At 44.9% G+C, this 17129-nt stretch carries 16 protein-coding genes; 13 read left to right on the top strand and 3 right to left on the bottom strand.

Annotated elements, in window-relative coordinates:
- Window position 1 precedes the first annotated feature (1 nt).
- The gene (locus PKOR_RS17280; protein WP_046312388.1) at window positions 2-973 is read right to left on the bottom strand and encodes a deoxyhypusine synthase family protein; all 972 of its coding nucleotides are present in this window, start codon (window positions 971-973) and stop codon (window positions 2-4) included.
- 238 nt (window positions 974-1211) lie between these two features.
- The gene (gene hslV / locus PKOR_RS17275; RefSeq protein ID WP_046312387.1) at window positions 1212-1754 is read right to left on the bottom strand and encodes an ATP-dependent protease subunit HslV; all 543 of its coding nucleotides are present in this window, start codon (window positions 1752-1754) and stop codon (window positions 1212-1214) included.
- Window positions 1755-2051: 297 nt separating this feature from the next.
- On the opposite strand from hslV, the gene PKOR_RS17270 reads away from it, so the two are divergent.
- From PKOR_RS17270 to PKOR_RS17220, 11 genes are all read left to right on the top strand, one after another.
- Window positions 2052-3665 carry a CTP synthase gene (locus PKOR_RS17270; protein WP_046312386.1) on the top strand — a complete coding sequence of 538 codons (1614 nt, stop codon included), beginning with the start codon at window positions 2052-2054 and terminating at the stop codon, window positions 3663-3665.
- Between the two features lie 29 nt (window positions 3666-3694).
- Entirely contained in the window at window positions 3695-5524 is a 1830-nt protein-coding gene (gene yidC, locus PKOR_RS17265) for a membrane protein insertase YidC (RefSeq protein WP_046312385.1), read from the top strand.
- A gap of 91 nt (window positions 5525-5615) precedes the next feature.
- Window positions 5616-6212, top strand: a complete 597-nt coding sequence (locus PKOR_RS23640) for a hypothetical protein (RefSeq protein WP_052738928.1) — start codon at window positions 5616-5618, stop codon at window positions 6210-6212.
- A gap of 8 nt (window positions 6213-6220) precedes the next feature.
- Entirely contained in the window at window positions 6221-6697 is a 477-nt protein-coding gene (locus PKOR_RS17255) for a DUF6438 domain-containing protein (protein WP_046312384.1), read from the top strand.
- A 686-nt stretch (window positions 6698-7383) separates the two neighbouring features.
- A complete protein-coding gene (locus PKOR_RS17250) occupies window positions 7384-8064 on the top strand; it encodes a metal-dependent hydrolase (RefSeq protein WP_046312383.1) in 681 nt (226 codons plus the stop codon).
- Window positions 8065-8071: 7 nt separating this feature from the next.
- On the top strand, window positions 8072-8854 hold the full coding sequence (locus PKOR_RS17245; RefSeq protein ID WP_046312382.1) for a ParA family protein: 783 nt from the start codon (window positions 8072-8074) through the stop codon (window positions 8852-8854).
- A 12-nt stretch (window positions 8855-8866) separates the two neighbouring features.
- Complete coding sequence (locus PKOR_RS17240) at window positions 8867-9781, top strand: ParB/RepB/Spo0J family partition protein (RefSeq protein WP_046312381.1); 915 nt, start codon at window positions 8867-8869, stop codon at window positions 9779-9781.
- Window positions 9782-9786: 5 nt separating this feature from the next.
- Entirely contained in the window at window positions 9787-10437 is a 651-nt protein-coding gene (locus PKOR_RS17235; RefSeq protein ID WP_046312380.1) for a DUF5683 domain-containing protein, read from the top strand.
- The gene (gene dapB, locus PKOR_RS17230) at window positions 10434-11150 is read left to right on the top strand and encodes a 4-hydroxy-tetrahydrodipicolinate reductase (RefSeq protein WP_046312379.1); all 717 of its coding nucleotides are present in this window, start codon (window positions 10434-10436) and stop codon (window positions 11148-11150) included. The genes PKOR_RS17235 and dapB overlap by 4 nt, the downstream gene beginning before the upstream one ends.
- Window positions 11151-11164: 14 nt before the next feature.
- Entirely contained in the window at window positions 11165-12271 is a 1107-nt protein-coding gene (gene lepB, locus PKOR_RS17225; RefSeq protein WP_046312378.1) for a signal peptidase I, read from the top strand.
- A gap of 177 nt (window positions 12272-12448) precedes the next feature.
- Window positions 12449-12865, top strand: coding sequence for a hypothetical protein (locus PKOR_RS17220; protein WP_148561736.1), 417 nt, complete (start codon window positions 12449-12451; stop codon window positions 12863-12865).
- A gap of 57 nt (window positions 12866-12922) precedes the next feature.
- On the opposite strand, the gene PKOR_RS17215 is transcribed toward PKOR_RS17220, so the two are convergent.
- The gene (locus tag PKOR_RS17215) at window positions 12923-15322 is read right to left on the bottom strand and encodes an endonuclease MutS2 (RefSeq protein WP_046312376.1); all 2400 of its coding nucleotides are present in this window, start codon (window positions 15320-15322) and stop codon (window positions 12923-12925) included.
- Window positions 15323-15488: 166 nt separating this feature from the next.
- On the opposite strand from PKOR_RS17215, the gene PKOR_RS17210 reads away from it, so the two are divergent.
- Window positions 15489-15938 carry a NanQ anomerase/TabA/YiaL family protein gene (locus PKOR_RS17210; protein ID WP_046312375.1) on the top strand — a complete coding sequence of 150 codons (450 nt, stop codon included), beginning with the start codon at window positions 15489-15491 and terminating at the stop codon, window positions 15936-15938.
- Window positions 15939-16071: 133 nt separating this feature from the next.
- Entirely contained in the window at window positions 16072-17112 is a 1041-nt protein-coding gene (locus PKOR_RS17205) for a hypothetical protein (RefSeq protein WP_046312374.1), read from the top strand.
- Window positions 17113-17129: the final 17 nt, after the last annotated feature.

The raw sequence follows: 17129 nt of genomic DNA, 5'->3' as shown, positions 1-17129 counted from the left end.
CTTACATATCAAGTACAATCGCAAAGATCAATGGTGCCACGATCGTAGCATCCGATTCGATCACAAATTTAGGAGTATCCTTACCTAGCTTACCCCATGTGATTTTCTCGTTAGGCACAGCACCAGAATAAGAACCATAGCTGGTAGTTGAATCTGAAATCTGCGCGAAATATCCCCAAAGCGGAACACCTGTACGCTGTAGGTCCTGGTGCAGCATTGGCACAACGCATATAGGAAAGTCACCGGCTATACCTCCACCAATCTGGAAGAAACCAATTGTAGATTCTTCACTGGCAGTTTGAGTATAATAGTCAGCAAGGAACATCATATACTCAATGCCTGACTTCATGGTATGCACATTCTTAATATCGCCGCTGATTACGTGACCTGCATAGATGTTACCTAGTGTTGAGTCTTCCCAACCTGGGCATATGATTGGCAGATTTTTCTTGGCAGCCTCCAGCATCCAGCTGTTCTTAGGGTCGATCTGGTAATACTGCTCTAAGTCGCCGCTTAACAGCATTTGGTAGAAGAACTCATGCGGGAAATAAGACTCCCCTGCCTGATCAGCTTTTTGCCAATACTTTAGCACTACGTGCTCCAGACGACGCATTGCTTCCTCTTCCGGTATACAAGTATCTGTTACACGGTTCAGGTGACGCTCCAGAAGAGCCTCCTCATCGGCAGCTGAAAGTTCGCGGTAATGCGGCACGCGCTCATAGAAATCGTGCGCTACCAGGTTAAAGATATCCTCCTCCAGGTTGGCACCTGTACAAGATATAGCATGTACCTTGTCCTGGCGGATCATCTCAGCCAGAATGATACCAAGCTCAGCTGTAGACATAGCACCAGCCAGCGTAATCAGCATTTTACCACCATTCTCAAGGTGTGCCTTATACCCTTCGGCAGCGTCTATCAACGAAGCCGCATTAAAATGTTTGTAGTGTTTCTTTAAAAAATCTGTTACCTGCATAGTTGATCAATTTGTCCTAAAAGCTGCCCAACCTGGCAGCTCGGCTCGGCAAGTTATTAAATAATTACTGATTTATACCTTACGGCATATAAACAGCAGCTGTTCGAACACCAGACAAATGCAGGTGGAATGATAGCCGGTATATAACCTTCAGTTCAGAAGCTAAACACAAAGCAGGAAGAAAAATTCAAATAACAGAAGCTAAATTTCCTGCAATTCTTCACCCTACTGTACAGCGCTATTTAGCTGGTTTTTCGATGATGAGGTTGTGGTTAGTATAGATACAAATATCAGCAGCTATATTGAGTGCTTCGCGCACCATTTCTTCTGCCGATAAGTGTGGCGCGTGCTTCTTTAATGCCAAAGCGGCAGCATGAGCATACATACTTCCGGAACCTATGGCAGCAATCTGGTTGTCCGGCTCCAGTACATCTCCTGTACCTGAAATGATCAACAACTCTTCTTTGTTAGCTACCACCATCATAGCTTCCAGCTTGCGCAGGTACTGATCTTTGCGCCAGTCTTTCGCCAATTCTATGGCCGCACGCTTCATATTGCTCTGGTAGGCATTCAGCTTCTCCTCAAATCTTTCCAGCAAAGTGAAAGCATCGGCAGTAGAGCCAGCAAAGCCAGTTACAATTTTACCATCCAGCAACTTACGGATCTTCTTAACATTGCTCTTAGCGATGTGCTTGTCCATAGTTGCCTGCCCGTCTGCGCCCAGTGCTACTTCTCCATTGTGGAATATACCACAAACAGTGGTTGATCTTATTTTAGTCATTTTTAAAGGTATCCTTTGTAAGGTTATACATGAGCAACAACTGCTTTGAGTATAGCGCTGTTGCCAATAAAGCTACGGTAAAAGCAAACAAAAAGCCAAAGCACAAAGGTGTGCCAGATTGGCGGTTCCTAAAATATAGCGCAGGCCAAATAATATAGTTGAACGCCTCATTTTACAGCAAAACATACTTGAATATTAAGAAAGATATTCCTACGCATGATGCATATCTGTTCCATAAATGTCAGGTTAATCAAATAAATCCAGTACCTTTGCAGTCCATAAGACTTAACCTAACTTATGGCTACGAAATATATTTTTGTTACAGGTGGCGTAACATCTTCATTGGGAAAAGGAATCATTTCCGCATCTCTTGCAAAACTGCTTCAGGCAAGAGGCTACTCTGTAACTATCCAAAAATTTGACCCTTACATCAACATCGACCCAGGCACGCTAAACCCCTATGAGCATGGCGAATGCTTCGTAACTGAGGACGGTGCTGAGACAGACCTCGACCTGGGCCATTACGAGCGCTTCCTGAATGTTGCAACCTCTCAGGCTAACAATGTTACAACGGGCCGAATCTACCACCATGTAATTACGCAGGAGCGCGAAGGCGCCTACTTGGGCAAAACCGTGCAGGTAGTACCGCATATCACTGATGAGATTAAGCGCCGTATGTTGCTGCTTGGTGAATCCGGTGAGTACGATATCGTGATTACTGAAATAGGTGGCTGTGTGGGCGATATTGAATCGTTGCCATTTATTGAAGCTGTTCGTCAGCTGCGCTGGGATTTAGGCGTGAATGAGACATGTGTTATTCACCTGACGCTCCTGCCCTACCTGAAAGCTGCCGGTGAGCTAAAAACAAAACCTACGCAGCACTCTGTACGCGACCTTTCTGAGGCCGGCGTGCAACCTGATATCTTGGTTTGCCGCTCAGAGCATCCTATACCATCAGATCTTCGCAAGAAAATTGCACTGTTCTGTAATGTCAAGCAAAACTCTGTTATAGAATCTATAGACGCTGAGACTATTTATGACGTGCCCCTGCTGATGCGCAAGGAGAAGCTGGATGAGCGCGTGATTGCCAAGCTGAAACTAACACATAAGGCTGATCCTAATCTTGACACCTGGAAGGAATTCCTGGGTAAACTAAAGAACCCTACTTCTGAAGTAAACATAGCTCTTGTAGGTAAGTATGTGGAGTTACCAGATGCCTATAAGTCTATTATCGAGTCTTTCGTGCATGCTGGTTCTGCCAACGAGTGCAAGGTGAACATCAAGTGGTTTCAGTCTGAGAATGTTAACGATGAGAACGTAGCAACCCTGCTCCAGAACATGGACGGAGTACTTGTTGCTCCTGGCTTCGGAGAGCGTGGCTTCAAAGGCAAGCTGGAGGCTATCCGTTTTGTTCGTGAGAATAACATTCCTTTTATGGGGATATGCCTTGGTATGCAATGCGCGGCCGTAGAGTTTGCCCGTAACGTACTGGGCCTTGAAGGAGCTGCCTCTACAGAGATGAATCCGGAAACTCCACACCCTGTGATTGATATGATGGAAGATCAAAAACAAATCACGCAAATGGGTGGCACAATGCGTCTTGGTGCTTATACTTGTGAACTAAAAAGAGGTTCTAAGGCTTATTCTATTTACGGGAAGTCAAAGATTTCGGAGCGTCACCGCCACCGTTACGAGTTCAATAACAAGTATTTACAGGCTTTTGAGGAAGCTGGTATGCATGCTACAGGCATTAACCCGGACACAGGCTTGGTAGAGGTGATTGAGTTGCAAAACCATCCATGGTTTGTGGCTGCACAGTATCATCCGGAGTTAAAGAGTACCGTTCTGAACCCTCACCCGCTCTTCGTGAAGTTTGTGAAGGCGGCTATTAATTTTGCTAAATCTAAATAAGCGCAATACACACAATTCAAAAAAAGTAAATGGATAGAAATCAAGCAATTGGCTTCGGATTGATTGCTGTGCTGCTTTTAGCTTACTCGTTCTTCTTCGGGAGTACAGAGCCGCAGCAGCAGGCAGTACAAGAAACAGCCAAGGTAGAGCAGCTGCAAAGTGCACCAGCAACTGCTGAGAATGACTCGCTGGCACAGGCTCGCAGAGCGACAGCTCTGGGTGCTTTTGGCGCTGCCGCAACCGGCGAGGCCAGTACTGCTACACTCGAGAACGAGAACATCCGCGTTACCTTTAATACCAAAGGCGGACAAGTAGAAGAGGTACTGCTAAAGAATTACAAAACTTACCAAGGTGAGCCGCTTGTGTTGTTCGACAGCGAGAGCAGCACCACTGATGTAGCTTTTGCTACAAACGATGGCAAGAGAGTGCAGCTATCTGACCTTTACTTCACTGCTTCTGAGGTAAAAGAAGTTAAAACAGAAGACAAGTCAGGCAAGACCATTACTTTCCGTGCAAGCTTAGGCAACGGCCAGTACATCGACCAGGTGTACACGCTCTACAACGAAAACTTCCTGATGGGCTATAAGCTTGACTTTAAAGGCTTGGAGCAGCTGGTATCTGGCAACACTCTTACCTTCACATGGAATGATAAGTTAAAGCAGCTGGAGCGCGACCTGAAGCAGAACCGCGCTAAATCCACTATTAACTTTGCTACAGTAGAAGATGGTTACGATTACCTTTCTATTTCTGAAGAGACAGAAACAGTAACTGTTCAAGAGCCTCTTAAGTGGGTAGCTAATAAGCAGAACTTCTTTACAGCAGGTATCATAGCAGGAAATCAGTTTGCTGGAGCAAAAATGGAAGCCTCTGTTGACCCTGCTGACACTACGATTGTAAAAGCCTTATCATCTCAAATACTGATCCCGACACAGGATGTGCTTTCTGGCAAAGGTGAGTTCATGTACTACTTTGGTCCGAATGATTACAAGATCCTGAAGAACATCGGAAACGATTTCGACAAGAACCTTGATTTAGGTTGGGGTATCTTCTCATACGTGAACAAATGGCTTATCATTCCTGCGTTTGACTTCCTGGAGAACTATATCGGCAATTACGGTATCATAATCATGCTGCTGGTTCTCTACATCAAAACCATTCTCTTCCCTCTGACATACAAGTCATACTTGTCGATGGCGAAGATGAAAGTGCTGAAGCCTGAGATTGACGCCATCAAGGAGCGTAACGATGGTGACATGCAGAAGACGCAGATGGAAACCATGAAGCTTTACCAGGAGATGGGCGTGAATCCGCTGAGTGGCTGTATTCCAATGCTGCTGCAGATTCCTATCCTGTTCGCGATGTTCAACTTCTTCCCGAACTCGATAGAATTGCGTCAGGAGGCTTTCCTATGGGCTAATGACTTGTCTACCTATGATGTGTTTGCCAAATTGCCATTCACAATTCCTTTCTATGGTAGCCACGTAAGTATGTTTACGTTGCTGATGACAGCATCTACCATACTTTATACTTGGTCAAACAACCAGATTAACTCTCAGATGCAGGGGCCAATGAAGTTTTACAGCTACTTAATGCCTGTGATCTTCATGTTTGTACTTAACTCCTTCCCTGCCGGTCTTTCTTTCTACTACTTTGTTTCCAACATTGTAACATTTGGTCAGCAGGCTGCTATTCGCAAGTTTGTAGATGATTCTAAAATCAGAACCAGACTGGAAGAGAACAAGCACAAGATTAAAGAGAAAAAGAAAAAAGGCGGTCCTTCTTTCACAGAGCGTATGCAGGAAGCAATGCGCCAGGCACAAGAACTGGAGCAGCAAAAGCGCAACAAAGCAAAGAAGTAATCTTCTAATCATATTTAATAAAAAGCCTTTCCTGCTTAGGAAAGGCTTTTTTTATGTCTAAAGCAGTAGATTTTCCGTATACACACTATATATGAAGGACAGAATTAAATACAAACTATCACCCTTACTACTACTCGTACCGCTAAGCATAATAAGCTGCCAACAGGACACTCAGAAAGATAACGGCCTGGCCGGCACACACCCCGAGTTAGCCGAAGATCTTGCTGAGGACTCAATGACAGTGCCTTATAATGATTCCAGTGACTTGTATAACCGGTATCGTATATCAACAGAACAATACATGAATAGCGGCGATTATGGCGTAGGAAACATGTACAGAGGCAATCTAGCTCCCCTAGATGAAAAAAGCCATGAAGATGCCCGCACTTATAGATCTATGCTTCGGCAAGGACTTGAGGAAGGAGTAAACTTTGCCGGAAAGTATACGGTGGTAAGTATAGGATGTGGCACCAGTTGCCAGCAGCATTTTGTGGTAGACCGCGAAAGCGGTAAGGTGCTGGATAAGGTGCAGAGCAGCATGGGCGCAAAATACAGCACCAACAGTCGCGTACTAATCGTAAATCCCCCAGACTCGGCTGTAAATTACAACGAATGCAACTACTGTACTCCAGAGGCCTATGTGTTTGAAAATGGTAAGTTTCGAAAACTTGAACAGCAGCAAAAATAAAGTATAGCATGCATCAGCCTTTGCACTTATTCTTACAACTTACTATTCCTCTACTATGGATATTTCTTGTGAGCAGCTGCACCAATAGCACCGCCCGAAGCAATACACCACAGGAGCTGTTACTGTTTCAGAAAACACCATGCTACGGCACATGCCCAGCTTATAACGCCACCTTTTACAGCGACGGTACTGTGTTGTATGAAGGCCTTCGCTACGTCCCCGTGCAGGACACACTAAGCCTTCGCCTCACCAAGAACCAATTACAAGAAGTACAAGCAACACTTAAGGATCTAAACCATACATCACTAGAAAACAATTACTTATCCACTTTTACAGATATACCTTCCTCCTACCTAACTTTCTACAAAGACAACAAAGAGGTTAAACGAATAAAGCATCAGCAGGAAGGCCCGGAGAAACTGCAGCAAGTAATTAAGCAGTTGCACGAGCTTGTAATGCAGCTACTGAATGAGCGGCAAGAATAAGCAAAGCAGAAAAACCATGCTGGCTCCTTTTAAACAACATTTCAAGAAATAAATTGAGTCTTACTTCTAGTCAACCGTTGTTCACGCTACTGTACCTTGGAACAAACAAACTATGACCGAGTGCTGAAATCCCGAAGGTAAATAAAGAAGCACGTGTAGTGGAAGAGGAAAGGTCAAACAAAGATCTCATCGAGCAACAGAGTAAGGTGCCTAAGGAGCATGTAAAAGTAGACAACCTTTACCCGCGTAACCAGCGGCCAAACTCTCCCCAACTACATAAAAGTACTGACTAATTCTTACTATAGGATTTATAATTAAGATTATAAGAGCTGTGAATGATTAGCAGTTAGCTCCCTTTCTTTAAATTTATACTTTAGATTAATTGCAGAATAAAAACAAATATACATCTCACAACTGCCGCCTTATACTTGTTTAGCCTGACTCAAGTAAGTACTGCCTCTAGAGATGAAGCTTACACCTGCCGCTTATAGTGAATAGGCTCATCATTCCAGCACACTTTGACCAGACCCAAAAGTGGCTAAGCAAGATGCCAAAAAGCCTTTAGAATGTGGATAAATAAAGGATAACTGGTATAGAAGCCACAGACAAATTGGCCAAAAAAATGTATCTTTGTAGAAGTTTAAACTATCTTGCGTAGGCATATACAAGCTAAATTCGATAAAATTATGAAAATAACGTACTACGGCCAGTCTTGCTTTTTATTCGAAATCGGAGAAAATCGTGTGTTGTTCGATCCCTTCATCTCCCCTAACGAGTTAGCATCCAGCATCAACGTAGACGATATCAAAGCTGACTATATCCTGCTGTCGCATGGCCATCAGGACCATGTACACGATGCAGAACAGATAGCTAAGAACAACAACAGCACCATTATTGCCACTTTCGAAATTGTTAACTGGTATGGCGCGAAAGGAATCGAAAAACTACACCCAATGAACACAGGTGGGAAAGTTACGCTTCCTTTTGGAACAGTAAAGATGGTAAATGCTATCCACTCGAGCTCTTTGCCAGATGGTACTTACGCTGGTAGTGCGGCAGGCTTTGTGGTAGAAGCCGAAGAGAAAACATTCTACTTCGCTGGCGATACCGCACTTACTTACGATATGAAGCTTATACCAGAGCAGTTTGATGTAGACTTCGCCCTACTGCCTATCGGTGATAATTTCACTATGGACATTCATGACGCGATGATAGCGGCAGACTTTGTACAGGTAGATACAGTTATTGGAATGCACTTTGATACATTCCCTTACATACAGATAGACAAGGAAGAAGTAAAGGAAGTGGCGCAAATGGCAGATAAGGAACTTATTTTGATGGAGATAGGTCAAACTATTGAACTATAGGTATAACATGGGAAAAATTATTGCGGTTGCCAATCAGAAAGGTGGTGTAGGTAAAACCACTACAGCCATTAACCTTGCAGCTAGCCTGGCAGCCCTTGAATATAAAACGCTTTTGGTGGATGCTGACCCGCAGGCCAACGCTACCTCAGGTCTGGGTTTTGACCCGGCTACCATTACCAGCAGCATTTATGAGTGCATGGTAGAAGACGTGAAGGCCGAGGATATTGTACTGCAATCACCTAGCATTGAATTTCTTGATCTCATCCCGTCACACATCGACCTGGTGGGTGCAGAGGTGGAGATGATCAACATGCCGAACCGCGAGGAGAAAATGCGTGAGGCGCTGAGCAGCTTAAAACAGAAGTATGATTACATCATTATCGACTGCTCCCCTTCACTAGGTCTTATAACGGTTAATTCCCTTACTGCTGCTGACTCAGTGGTGATACCGGTTCAGTGTGAGTACTTCGCGCTGGAAGGATTAGGGAAACTCTTGAACACGATCAAGATCATACAGTCGCGCTTGAACACCGAATTGGCCATTGAAGGCATATTGCTTACAATGTATGATGTGCGTCTTCGTTTAAGTAATCAGGTGGTGGAAGAGGTGAAAACCCATTTCCAGCAGATGGTTTTTGATACCATTATACCAAGAAACGTGAAACTGAGCGAGTCGCCAAGCTTTGGTATACCTGCCCTACTGCATGATGCCGAGAGTAAGGGTGCCCTAAGCTACCTGAACCTGGCGCGTGAGATAGCAGAGAAGAACAGCGTAGTGCTGGCGAAATAACAATACGAGTACATGTCTGATAATAAGAATTCTGCAGCGAAACGTAAAGGTGGCCTCGGTAGAGGTCTTGGCTCTCTTTTAGAGGGCAACAAGTACACAGGTAAAACTGAATCTTCCACTTTAAACGAAGTAAATACCATCGCAGACATAGCCATTGACCAAATACAGACTAACCCTTACCAGCCGCGTACGCATTTTGATCAGTCGGCACTGGAAGAGTTAGCAGAGTCTATCAAAGTACAAGGCATCATTCAGCCTATCACTGTTCGCCAATTAGGCCCGAACAGCTACCAGTTGATTTCTGGTGAACGTCGTTACCAGGCCTCTAAGATTGCTGGCCTAAAAGTTATACCAGCCTTTATCCGAAAGGCAGATGACCAGCAGATGCTGGAGATGGCTTTGATCGAGAACATTCAGCGTGAAAACCTGAATGCTATAGAGATTGCCCTCTCCTATCAGCGACTCCTTACAGAATGTAGCCTGAAGCAGGAAGAATTGGGTGATCGTGTAGGTAAGAAACGTACCACTGTTACAAACTACCTACGTTTGCTTAAACTTCCGCCAGATATTCAGATTGCACTTCGTGATAATGTGATTTCTATGGGCCATGCCCGTGCGCTCATCAATATTGATACTATAGAGCAGCAGCTGGATGTATTCAAAGAGGTAGTAGCCAAAGAACTTTCTGTGCGTAAAGTAGAGGAGTTGGTGCGCAACCTTCAGAATGCTAAAAAGAAGCCAGACCCACAGCAAAAGCTACAGTTTGGCAAATATGATGAAGAGCTGAAAACAGTAGAGAGCAAGCTCACGTCACAGTTTGGCACCAAAATACAGGTAAAAGCTAATAATGATGGAAAAGGTGAAATCAAGATACCTTTTGTATCGGTAGATGAGCTTAACCGTATTTTAGAAATTCTAAACTACTAAGGCGAATGAGGCTGAAGTTTGGCGCTATGGCATGGTTGCTGGGCTTGGTTTTATACTTTGCACCAGCGCAAAGTCAGGGACAGGTAATGACTGTTGGCCCTGATTCTGTGCGTGTGCCGCTTCCGACTGATACAACCACTGAGAAACGTTTCTTCCTGAGCCGTTGGGATAAGCCTGCCAAAGCTGCCTTCTTCTCAGCTGTAATTCCGGGGGCCGGGCAATTTTACAACAAAGCCTACTGGAAAATACCTATTGTTTACGCTACTGGCGCTGTATTAACTTACTTTTACATCGACAACAACAACAATTATCAGGATTACCGGGAGGCCCTGCTGATACGTCAGGATAACAACCCTGACACAAAGGATCAGTTTGCAGATCTTCCTTATTTAGGTGAGGCCGAAGGTCAGCGTGCTATTAATAACCTGAAGTACCGCCGCGACTTCTGGCGCCGCAACCGCGATCTTACTATTATACTTTCAGTGGCTGCTTATTCGCTCCAGATTGCCGAAGCGTATGTGCATGCACACCTGAAGGATTTTGAAGTAGGTGAAGATTTGGCTTTGCGTGTGCAGCCAAACCTCGTGCCAATCCATGCGCAGCCTAACTCCTTTACTCCCGGACTATCCCTTACACTTTACACTCGAACTAAATGAAAATCCTTTTGATTGGCTACGGCAAAATGGGTAAAACCATTGAGCAGACAGCTTTGGCCAAAGGCCACGAGATTATTGGCAAAATAGACCATACCAATGCAGAGGAGCTCCAAAATTATACCTCTGAAAATACTGATGTAGCTATCGAATTCACTCACCCAGAGTCTGCTTTCGGCAATATTAGCTACTGCCTGACACACGGCATACCAGTTGTTTCTGGCTCTACAGGTTGGTTGGATAAGTTTGAAGAAGCTACAAAGCTTTGTGCACAGTATGGAGGATCTTTCTTTTATGCCTCTAACTATAGTGTAGGAGTTAATCTGTTCTTCCATTTTAACGAGTACATAGCCAGTAAAATGAAGGACTACCAGGAGTACCAGGTAGCAATCCGTGAAGTGCACCACCTGCAGAAGGTAGACAAGCCTAGCGGAACAGGCATTACTACGGCCGAAGGTATACTTGCCAGCTATAAAGATTTAGAAGGTTGGGTTAGCGATAATCCGGAAGAAAAAACTAAATTAAACATTGCTTCAGAGCGTGAGCCAGATGTAGTAGGCACACATATTGTTACCTACAGCTCCGAAGTAGACCAGATAGAACTGGGACACATTGCACACAGCCGCGCTGGCTTTGCCGAGGGTGCTGTAATGGCAGCAGCCTGGTTGCAGGGCCGCCAAGGCGTTTACGGCATGAAAGACATGCTGAACCTGTAATTATAGCTTAGCAGATGAACGTAAAATTTTGGGAGAAGAAGCCCGAAACCAAGGAACCTAAGAAAAAGAAAAGCTTTGCCCGTGAATGGGGCGACGCGATACTTTTTGCCGTTATTGCAGCCAGCTTAATTCGCTGGGCCACGTTTGAAGCTTATACTATCCCCACCCCATCTATGGAGAAATCCTTACTGGTAGGGGATTTCCTGTTTGTAAGCAAACTACACTACGGCCCTCGCACGCCCATGACACCGCTGCAGGTTCCGTTAACGCATCAGACTATCTGGGGTACCAACATTCCCTCCTACTCCGATGCTATCCAGCTCAAGTCTTATCGCCTGCCTGGTTTTACAGAGGTACAACGTAATGATGTAGTGGTTTTCAATTACCCTCCTGAGGATCAGCATCCGGCTGACCTGCGCACGAACTACATTAAGCGTGCAATAGGACTGCCAGGCGATTCACTGCAAATTAAAGACATGCAGGTTTTTATTAATGGTGAGGCTATTGAGAACCCGGAGAAGATGCAGTATAAGTATGTGATCATACCAACTATGCAGCTTTCGGAGAAGTTCTTCCAGGACCGCAACATTAACCTGAACGATATCCAGCTTTTCGAAAACGGCTACATTATTGACGCTTCTCCAGAGCTTGCTGAAGAAATGTCTAAGCTTGATTTCATTAAAGATGTCATCCTGTACAAAGGTGTACCTGGTGAGGCAGAGGCTGGTATATTCCCGCACATACCTAGCAAGCTAGAATGGAACCGTGATAACTACGGCCCTATTTATATCCCAAAAGAAGGAGCCACAGTTGCTATCACACCAGAATCATTACCTTTCTATGAGCGTGTTATTCTGGAGTATGAGCACAACGAAAGCGCTGAGGTACGGGACAATAAACTCTACATAGATGGTAAAGAAGTAACGCAGTATACCTTTAAGCAGAACTACTACTTCATGATGGGTGATAACCGCCACAACTCTTTAGACTCCCGTTACTGGGGCTATGTGCCGGAAGACCATGTAGTGGGTAAAGCTGTGATGATCTGGATGTCTACTAACCCGGAAGGCAGCATGTTCAGCAAAATTCGCTGGAATCGTATTTTTAACATCATCGAGTAAAGCACCTTATCCTACTTTTAACAAAAGCCAACCTGATCAGGTTGGCTTTTGTTTTGATAGTACAGGTTATGAAAGAAAAGTAAAACCTGTACTATCAAGCTTTTAAGAGTTAATTATAAAACCTTTCTGTGCAGATAGTACTATATAGCTAATAGCTTACCTTATAACTTAACCATCATGAATACACAATTCAGGCTTTGGTGCATGCTCATGACTGTAGTATGCCTCTTCACATTCTCAGCATGTAATGATGATGACGAAGATGATGTATCTCCTAATGTATCGCTTCTGACAGGCGAGCGCTGGACTGGTAGTGCAGTATTTATCAATGGCGAAGATCGAACAGAGGAATTCGAACAGGAATATGAGATAGATATTACCCAATACACCTCTCAGTTTGAAAGGGATGGAACCTACACCGACCGTTATAACGGAAATGTACTTGTCGATGGAACCTGGGAGTATGGTAACAATGAAAGGATCATCATTTTTGATAAAGGTACGCAGGATGAATATACTGTCGTGATATCAAAACTAGATGAAGATGAGCTTTTTTACTTGCAAGGAGGACTTGAGTTTAGATTTACCAGGTGATAAAAACAGCGAAGGCTCCCAGTTTAGGGAGCCTTCGCTGTAAAAAATTATAAAGCATTACTTCAGTACTGCCAATGTAGCGCCATCACCGCCTCGCTCCTCAACCTCGTTGCCTAGGCTGGCAACCTCAGGTACTGAGTACAGGTAATCCCGTACCACCTGGCGAAGAACTCCATTGCCCCTGCCGTGAATGATCTTGATTTCCGGGATACCCAACATGATAGCTTCATCTGTAAAGTTCATGATCCTGGTTAGGGCATCTTCAGCATACTCGCCACGTATGTCGAGAGTGTTGGTAAAGTCGGCCATGCGCCGCGTCATGTTCATGCCACGGCTAAAGCTTCCATCCACTGCCTCCATTTTGGCTTTCTTCGGCTTCTGAGACACCTGCCCCTCTACACGCTCCAGGTTATCCAGCTTAACTATGGTTTTAAGGCCTCCAAATAAAACCTCTGCAGTTTTACCTTTTATGCCTACTACCTGTCCTACAGAATCCTGCCCTACCAGTGCCACGTTGTCGCCTTCTTTTATACTGCCTTTCACAACACGTTTGTGAGCAGGTCTTGGCTCCTCTTTACGCACCTCCTGTGCAAACTCCTCCAGTTCACGGCGGGCTTCTTTGGTTTTCTCCTTTTCGGCCTGGCTCTGCTTTATCTGCTGAATAGTTGACTCGATTTTCTGATTCGCATCCTTCAGAAGTAGTTTAGCCTTGCCCTTGGCTTCACGCATAATGTCCTGCTTGCTGTCCTCCAGGAAGTTCTTCAGGTCATGATAGTCCTTCACCTGGCGCTTTAGCTTCTCTTCCAGTTTAGCTGCCTCGCGCACCTTCTTCTCCAGCTCCTGCTTCTCTGTCTCCAGTTCTTCCAGCAGGCGGTCGTAGCGGATCTTGTCTTTACCTACTAACTTACTTGCTCTGTCGATAATGTGCTTAGGCAGACCTATCTTCTGTGCGATCTCTATAGCAAAGGATGAGCCAGGCTTGCCGATCTCCAGCTGGTAGAGCGGCTGCAGGTGCTTATGGTCATAGCGCATGGCACCGTTCACAATACCTGGTGTGCGCTCGGCATAGTTTTTCAGGTTTGTGTAGTGCGTGGTGATGACACCATACACATGGCTATCATTCAGGTTCTGTAGCACTGCCTCAGCTATGGCACCACCAAGTATAGGCTCTGTACCAGTACCAAACTCATCTATCAGAACAAGGCTTCGCTTATCAGCCACCGTCACAAATTTCTTCATGTTGGTGAGGTGCGAGCTATACGTACTCAGGTCGTTCTCTATCGACTGCTCATCTCCAATATCAATAAAAATATCATGGAAGATACCCGCCTCTGAGCCATCTGCCGCCGGAATGAGCATGCCACACTGCAGCATGTACTGCACCAAGCCTACTGTTTTCAAGCTTACAGACTTACCGCCGGCGTTAGGACCTGAGATAAGCAGAATACGCTGATCGCCGTTCAGCTCCAAGTCCATAGGCACAGTAGGTTTGTCTACCTGCTTGTGCGCCAGGTACAGCAGCGGATGAAAGGCCTGCTTCCAGTCGATTAGTGGATACTTATGCAGCTTTGGCTTGCTAGCCTCAATGCGTCGGGCGAAGGCCGCCTTAGCCCGGATAAAATCCAGCAGCCCCAGGTACTGGTACGCTTTGCGAAGCTCCGGTATGTGGTGGCGCAACGTATTGGTCAGCCCCATCAGGATACGGATCAGCTCACGGTGGTAAGCGTTCTCCAAATCCTTAATATCGTTGTTAAGCTCAAAGATTGACTCCGGCTCAATATAAACCGTCTGTCCTGTATTCGACTCGTCATGGATAAGACCTTTGATGCGACGCTTATGCTCGGCAATAACAGGTATAACCAATCGGCCACCACGTATGGTAGGCTCCACGTCAGATGGCGTCCAGCCTTCGTTTTTGGCATGGCGCAGAATAGAGCTTATTGTTTTACGAAGCACAGCCTGCTGAGCAATTAAATCACGCTTCAGTCGCTGCAACTCAGGGGTGGCATCATCGCGTACTGCTCCGGCATCGTCCACTACTTTATCCAAAGCAGCCAAAAGGGAGCGTTCTACACTTACATTGGCACCTAGAGCTTTCAGAGCATCATACTTTCCTTCTTCAGCATCAGAAATAAAGCGAAGTGAGTCACGGATAGTACGGAGCGACATCTTGATCTCGAAAAACTGCGATACGTCCAGGTAAGTCCCTTCAATAGCCGCACGATCAAGATATGTGGTAGGGTCATAATAGTGCTGAAGCGGAATCTCAGCGTCCGATTCGAGCAGTTGTTTAAATTCTTCAGTTTGTTGCAAAAGCCTTTCAACCAGGTCGTGGCGGTTCAGGAATTGCATGCGGTTTACAAAGTTGCGGCCCAGCGGACTTAGACAAAAGTCTAAGAGCATCTCGCGCACTTGTGCAAAGCCGATTTTTATTTCAAAGTTTTCTGGGTAGATCAATGCTTATCTTTTAATTTACTGCAAAATTAGCAATATCTATAACAAGTATACAGGGCAGTTTTGTTCGTTTTGATGCCTATTTCGCCTAATAATATACAAGCCCAAAAACGCAAGATATTGCGCCTCTACTTTCTAAATTTATAACCCTCTAACTTCCTTACTCAAAATGATTTTAGATAAACTAGCCAACGCCCATCGCTATACTTGTTTGCACCCACTCTTCGAGCAAGCTTTCCAGTACCTGCAGGAAACAGACTTAGCAACAGAACCTAATGGTGTGCATGAAATAAACGGAAAGCAGCTGTTTGCGATCGTTTCAGAGGGCAAAGGAGTAAGTAAGCAGGAGGCTAAGCTGGAAGTGCACCGCAAGTACATCGATATTCAATTCGTCATCTCCGGTACTGACCATATGGGCTGGAAGGACCTGGCTATGTGCAGCGTGCCTAACGACCCATACACAGAAGAGCGCGACGCTGCCTTCTTCCCTGACAAAACAGATAACTGGTTTAATGTGCCGGCGGGTTCATTCACGATATTCTACCCCGATGATGCCCACGCAGCTATGATAACAGAAGAGGTTGTGCGGAAGGTTGTACTGAAAATTGCCGTGAAATAGACTTAGTGGCGCTGGCAGACTCATCAAAGCTAAGTACAGTTATAAAGAATTATAAACAGTAACTGCACCTGAAATTCTAAAAATACTGCTTAGCTTCGCGCTCCAATTCTAAGTTAAGTAGACTATTTTCTAGATGTTTAAGTCTGCAATCGTTGCGCTAGTGCTTCGCTTAGCTGCACTGCAAGGTTATGGCCAAACCGAAAGTATAGTTCATGGTCCTGAGCCGATAGAAGGTATAGGTAAGGTTGCTTTACCATTCTACAAAATCAACTTTTCTAAAGAGCAAAAGGAGCTGCTTCAGCAGAAGGAAATTGAGCTGATATTCTTCATAGATGTAGATGGCACTCCAACACTAGAGGATGTAAATGGTATAGATGATGCTGCTATACAGGATAGTCTGCAGCATGCTGCTACCAAAGTAACTATGTTCTACCCTCGTACTGTAAATAGTTTAAAGGAAAGCTCTTTATACTTTCTGCAGTTCCAGTTGCCTAAGTATGAAACCGAGCAGGCAAGTATGCAGCGGCAAAGTATCTTTAAACTTGAGTATAAGCAACCAGCCTACGACGACTTTGAATACATTCATAAGTCTGGCCAGAGGCTTGATGTGGCTTTCGGTATTGCAGCCAACGCTTTCTTAGGAAAAGCAGGAGAGTACCTTCACCCTGGTGGAGGTATGAAAGTAGACTTGATGTACACCGGTAAAAAAGGAGTTGGCGGAGGTTTGGTGATGAGCTTCTACGGCAATGAACAGAAAAAGGACTACCCTATTAATTCCGGTAGGGAACAAACCCACACACCTCCTACTCTAATTGTAGGCCTTGCTGCTAACAAAGCTTTTGCTGCTAAAGAAAGAACAGAGTTTAACGCTCAGGTTGAGTTAGCTTATGCTGTACAAAAAGTCACACCTAAACTTGAGCATGAAGATGATGATTGGGTACAGCTGAAGGGGTTTAGCCCAGGCTTTGTGATTAATTATCTTATCAAATTAAGTAAAGACAAACCAGGCTTTTTCTATGGAATGCCCTCTATAACGAATCACTACCTGAACGTACATGCAGCTGTTCGCCCTGTTATCTTCAACTTAAAAGAAGCCTGTGGAGTAATGTTGGAATTAGGTATTTCGTACAGACTGGGCAGCCATTTGATTGATGAATACCGTTTGAAGCAGTAAAATATCGACCTATAGAT

Origin of the sequence: Pontibacter korlensis (assembly GCF_000973725.1) — a bacterium.
In the GTDB taxonomy this organism is placed as follows: domain Bacteria; phylum Bacteroidota; class Bacteroidia; order Cytophagales; family Hymenobacteraceae; genus Pontibacter; species Pontibacter korlensis.
Note: the sequence above shows the minus strand (reverse complement) of the source record. Positions and strands in the feature narration are given on the sequence as shown.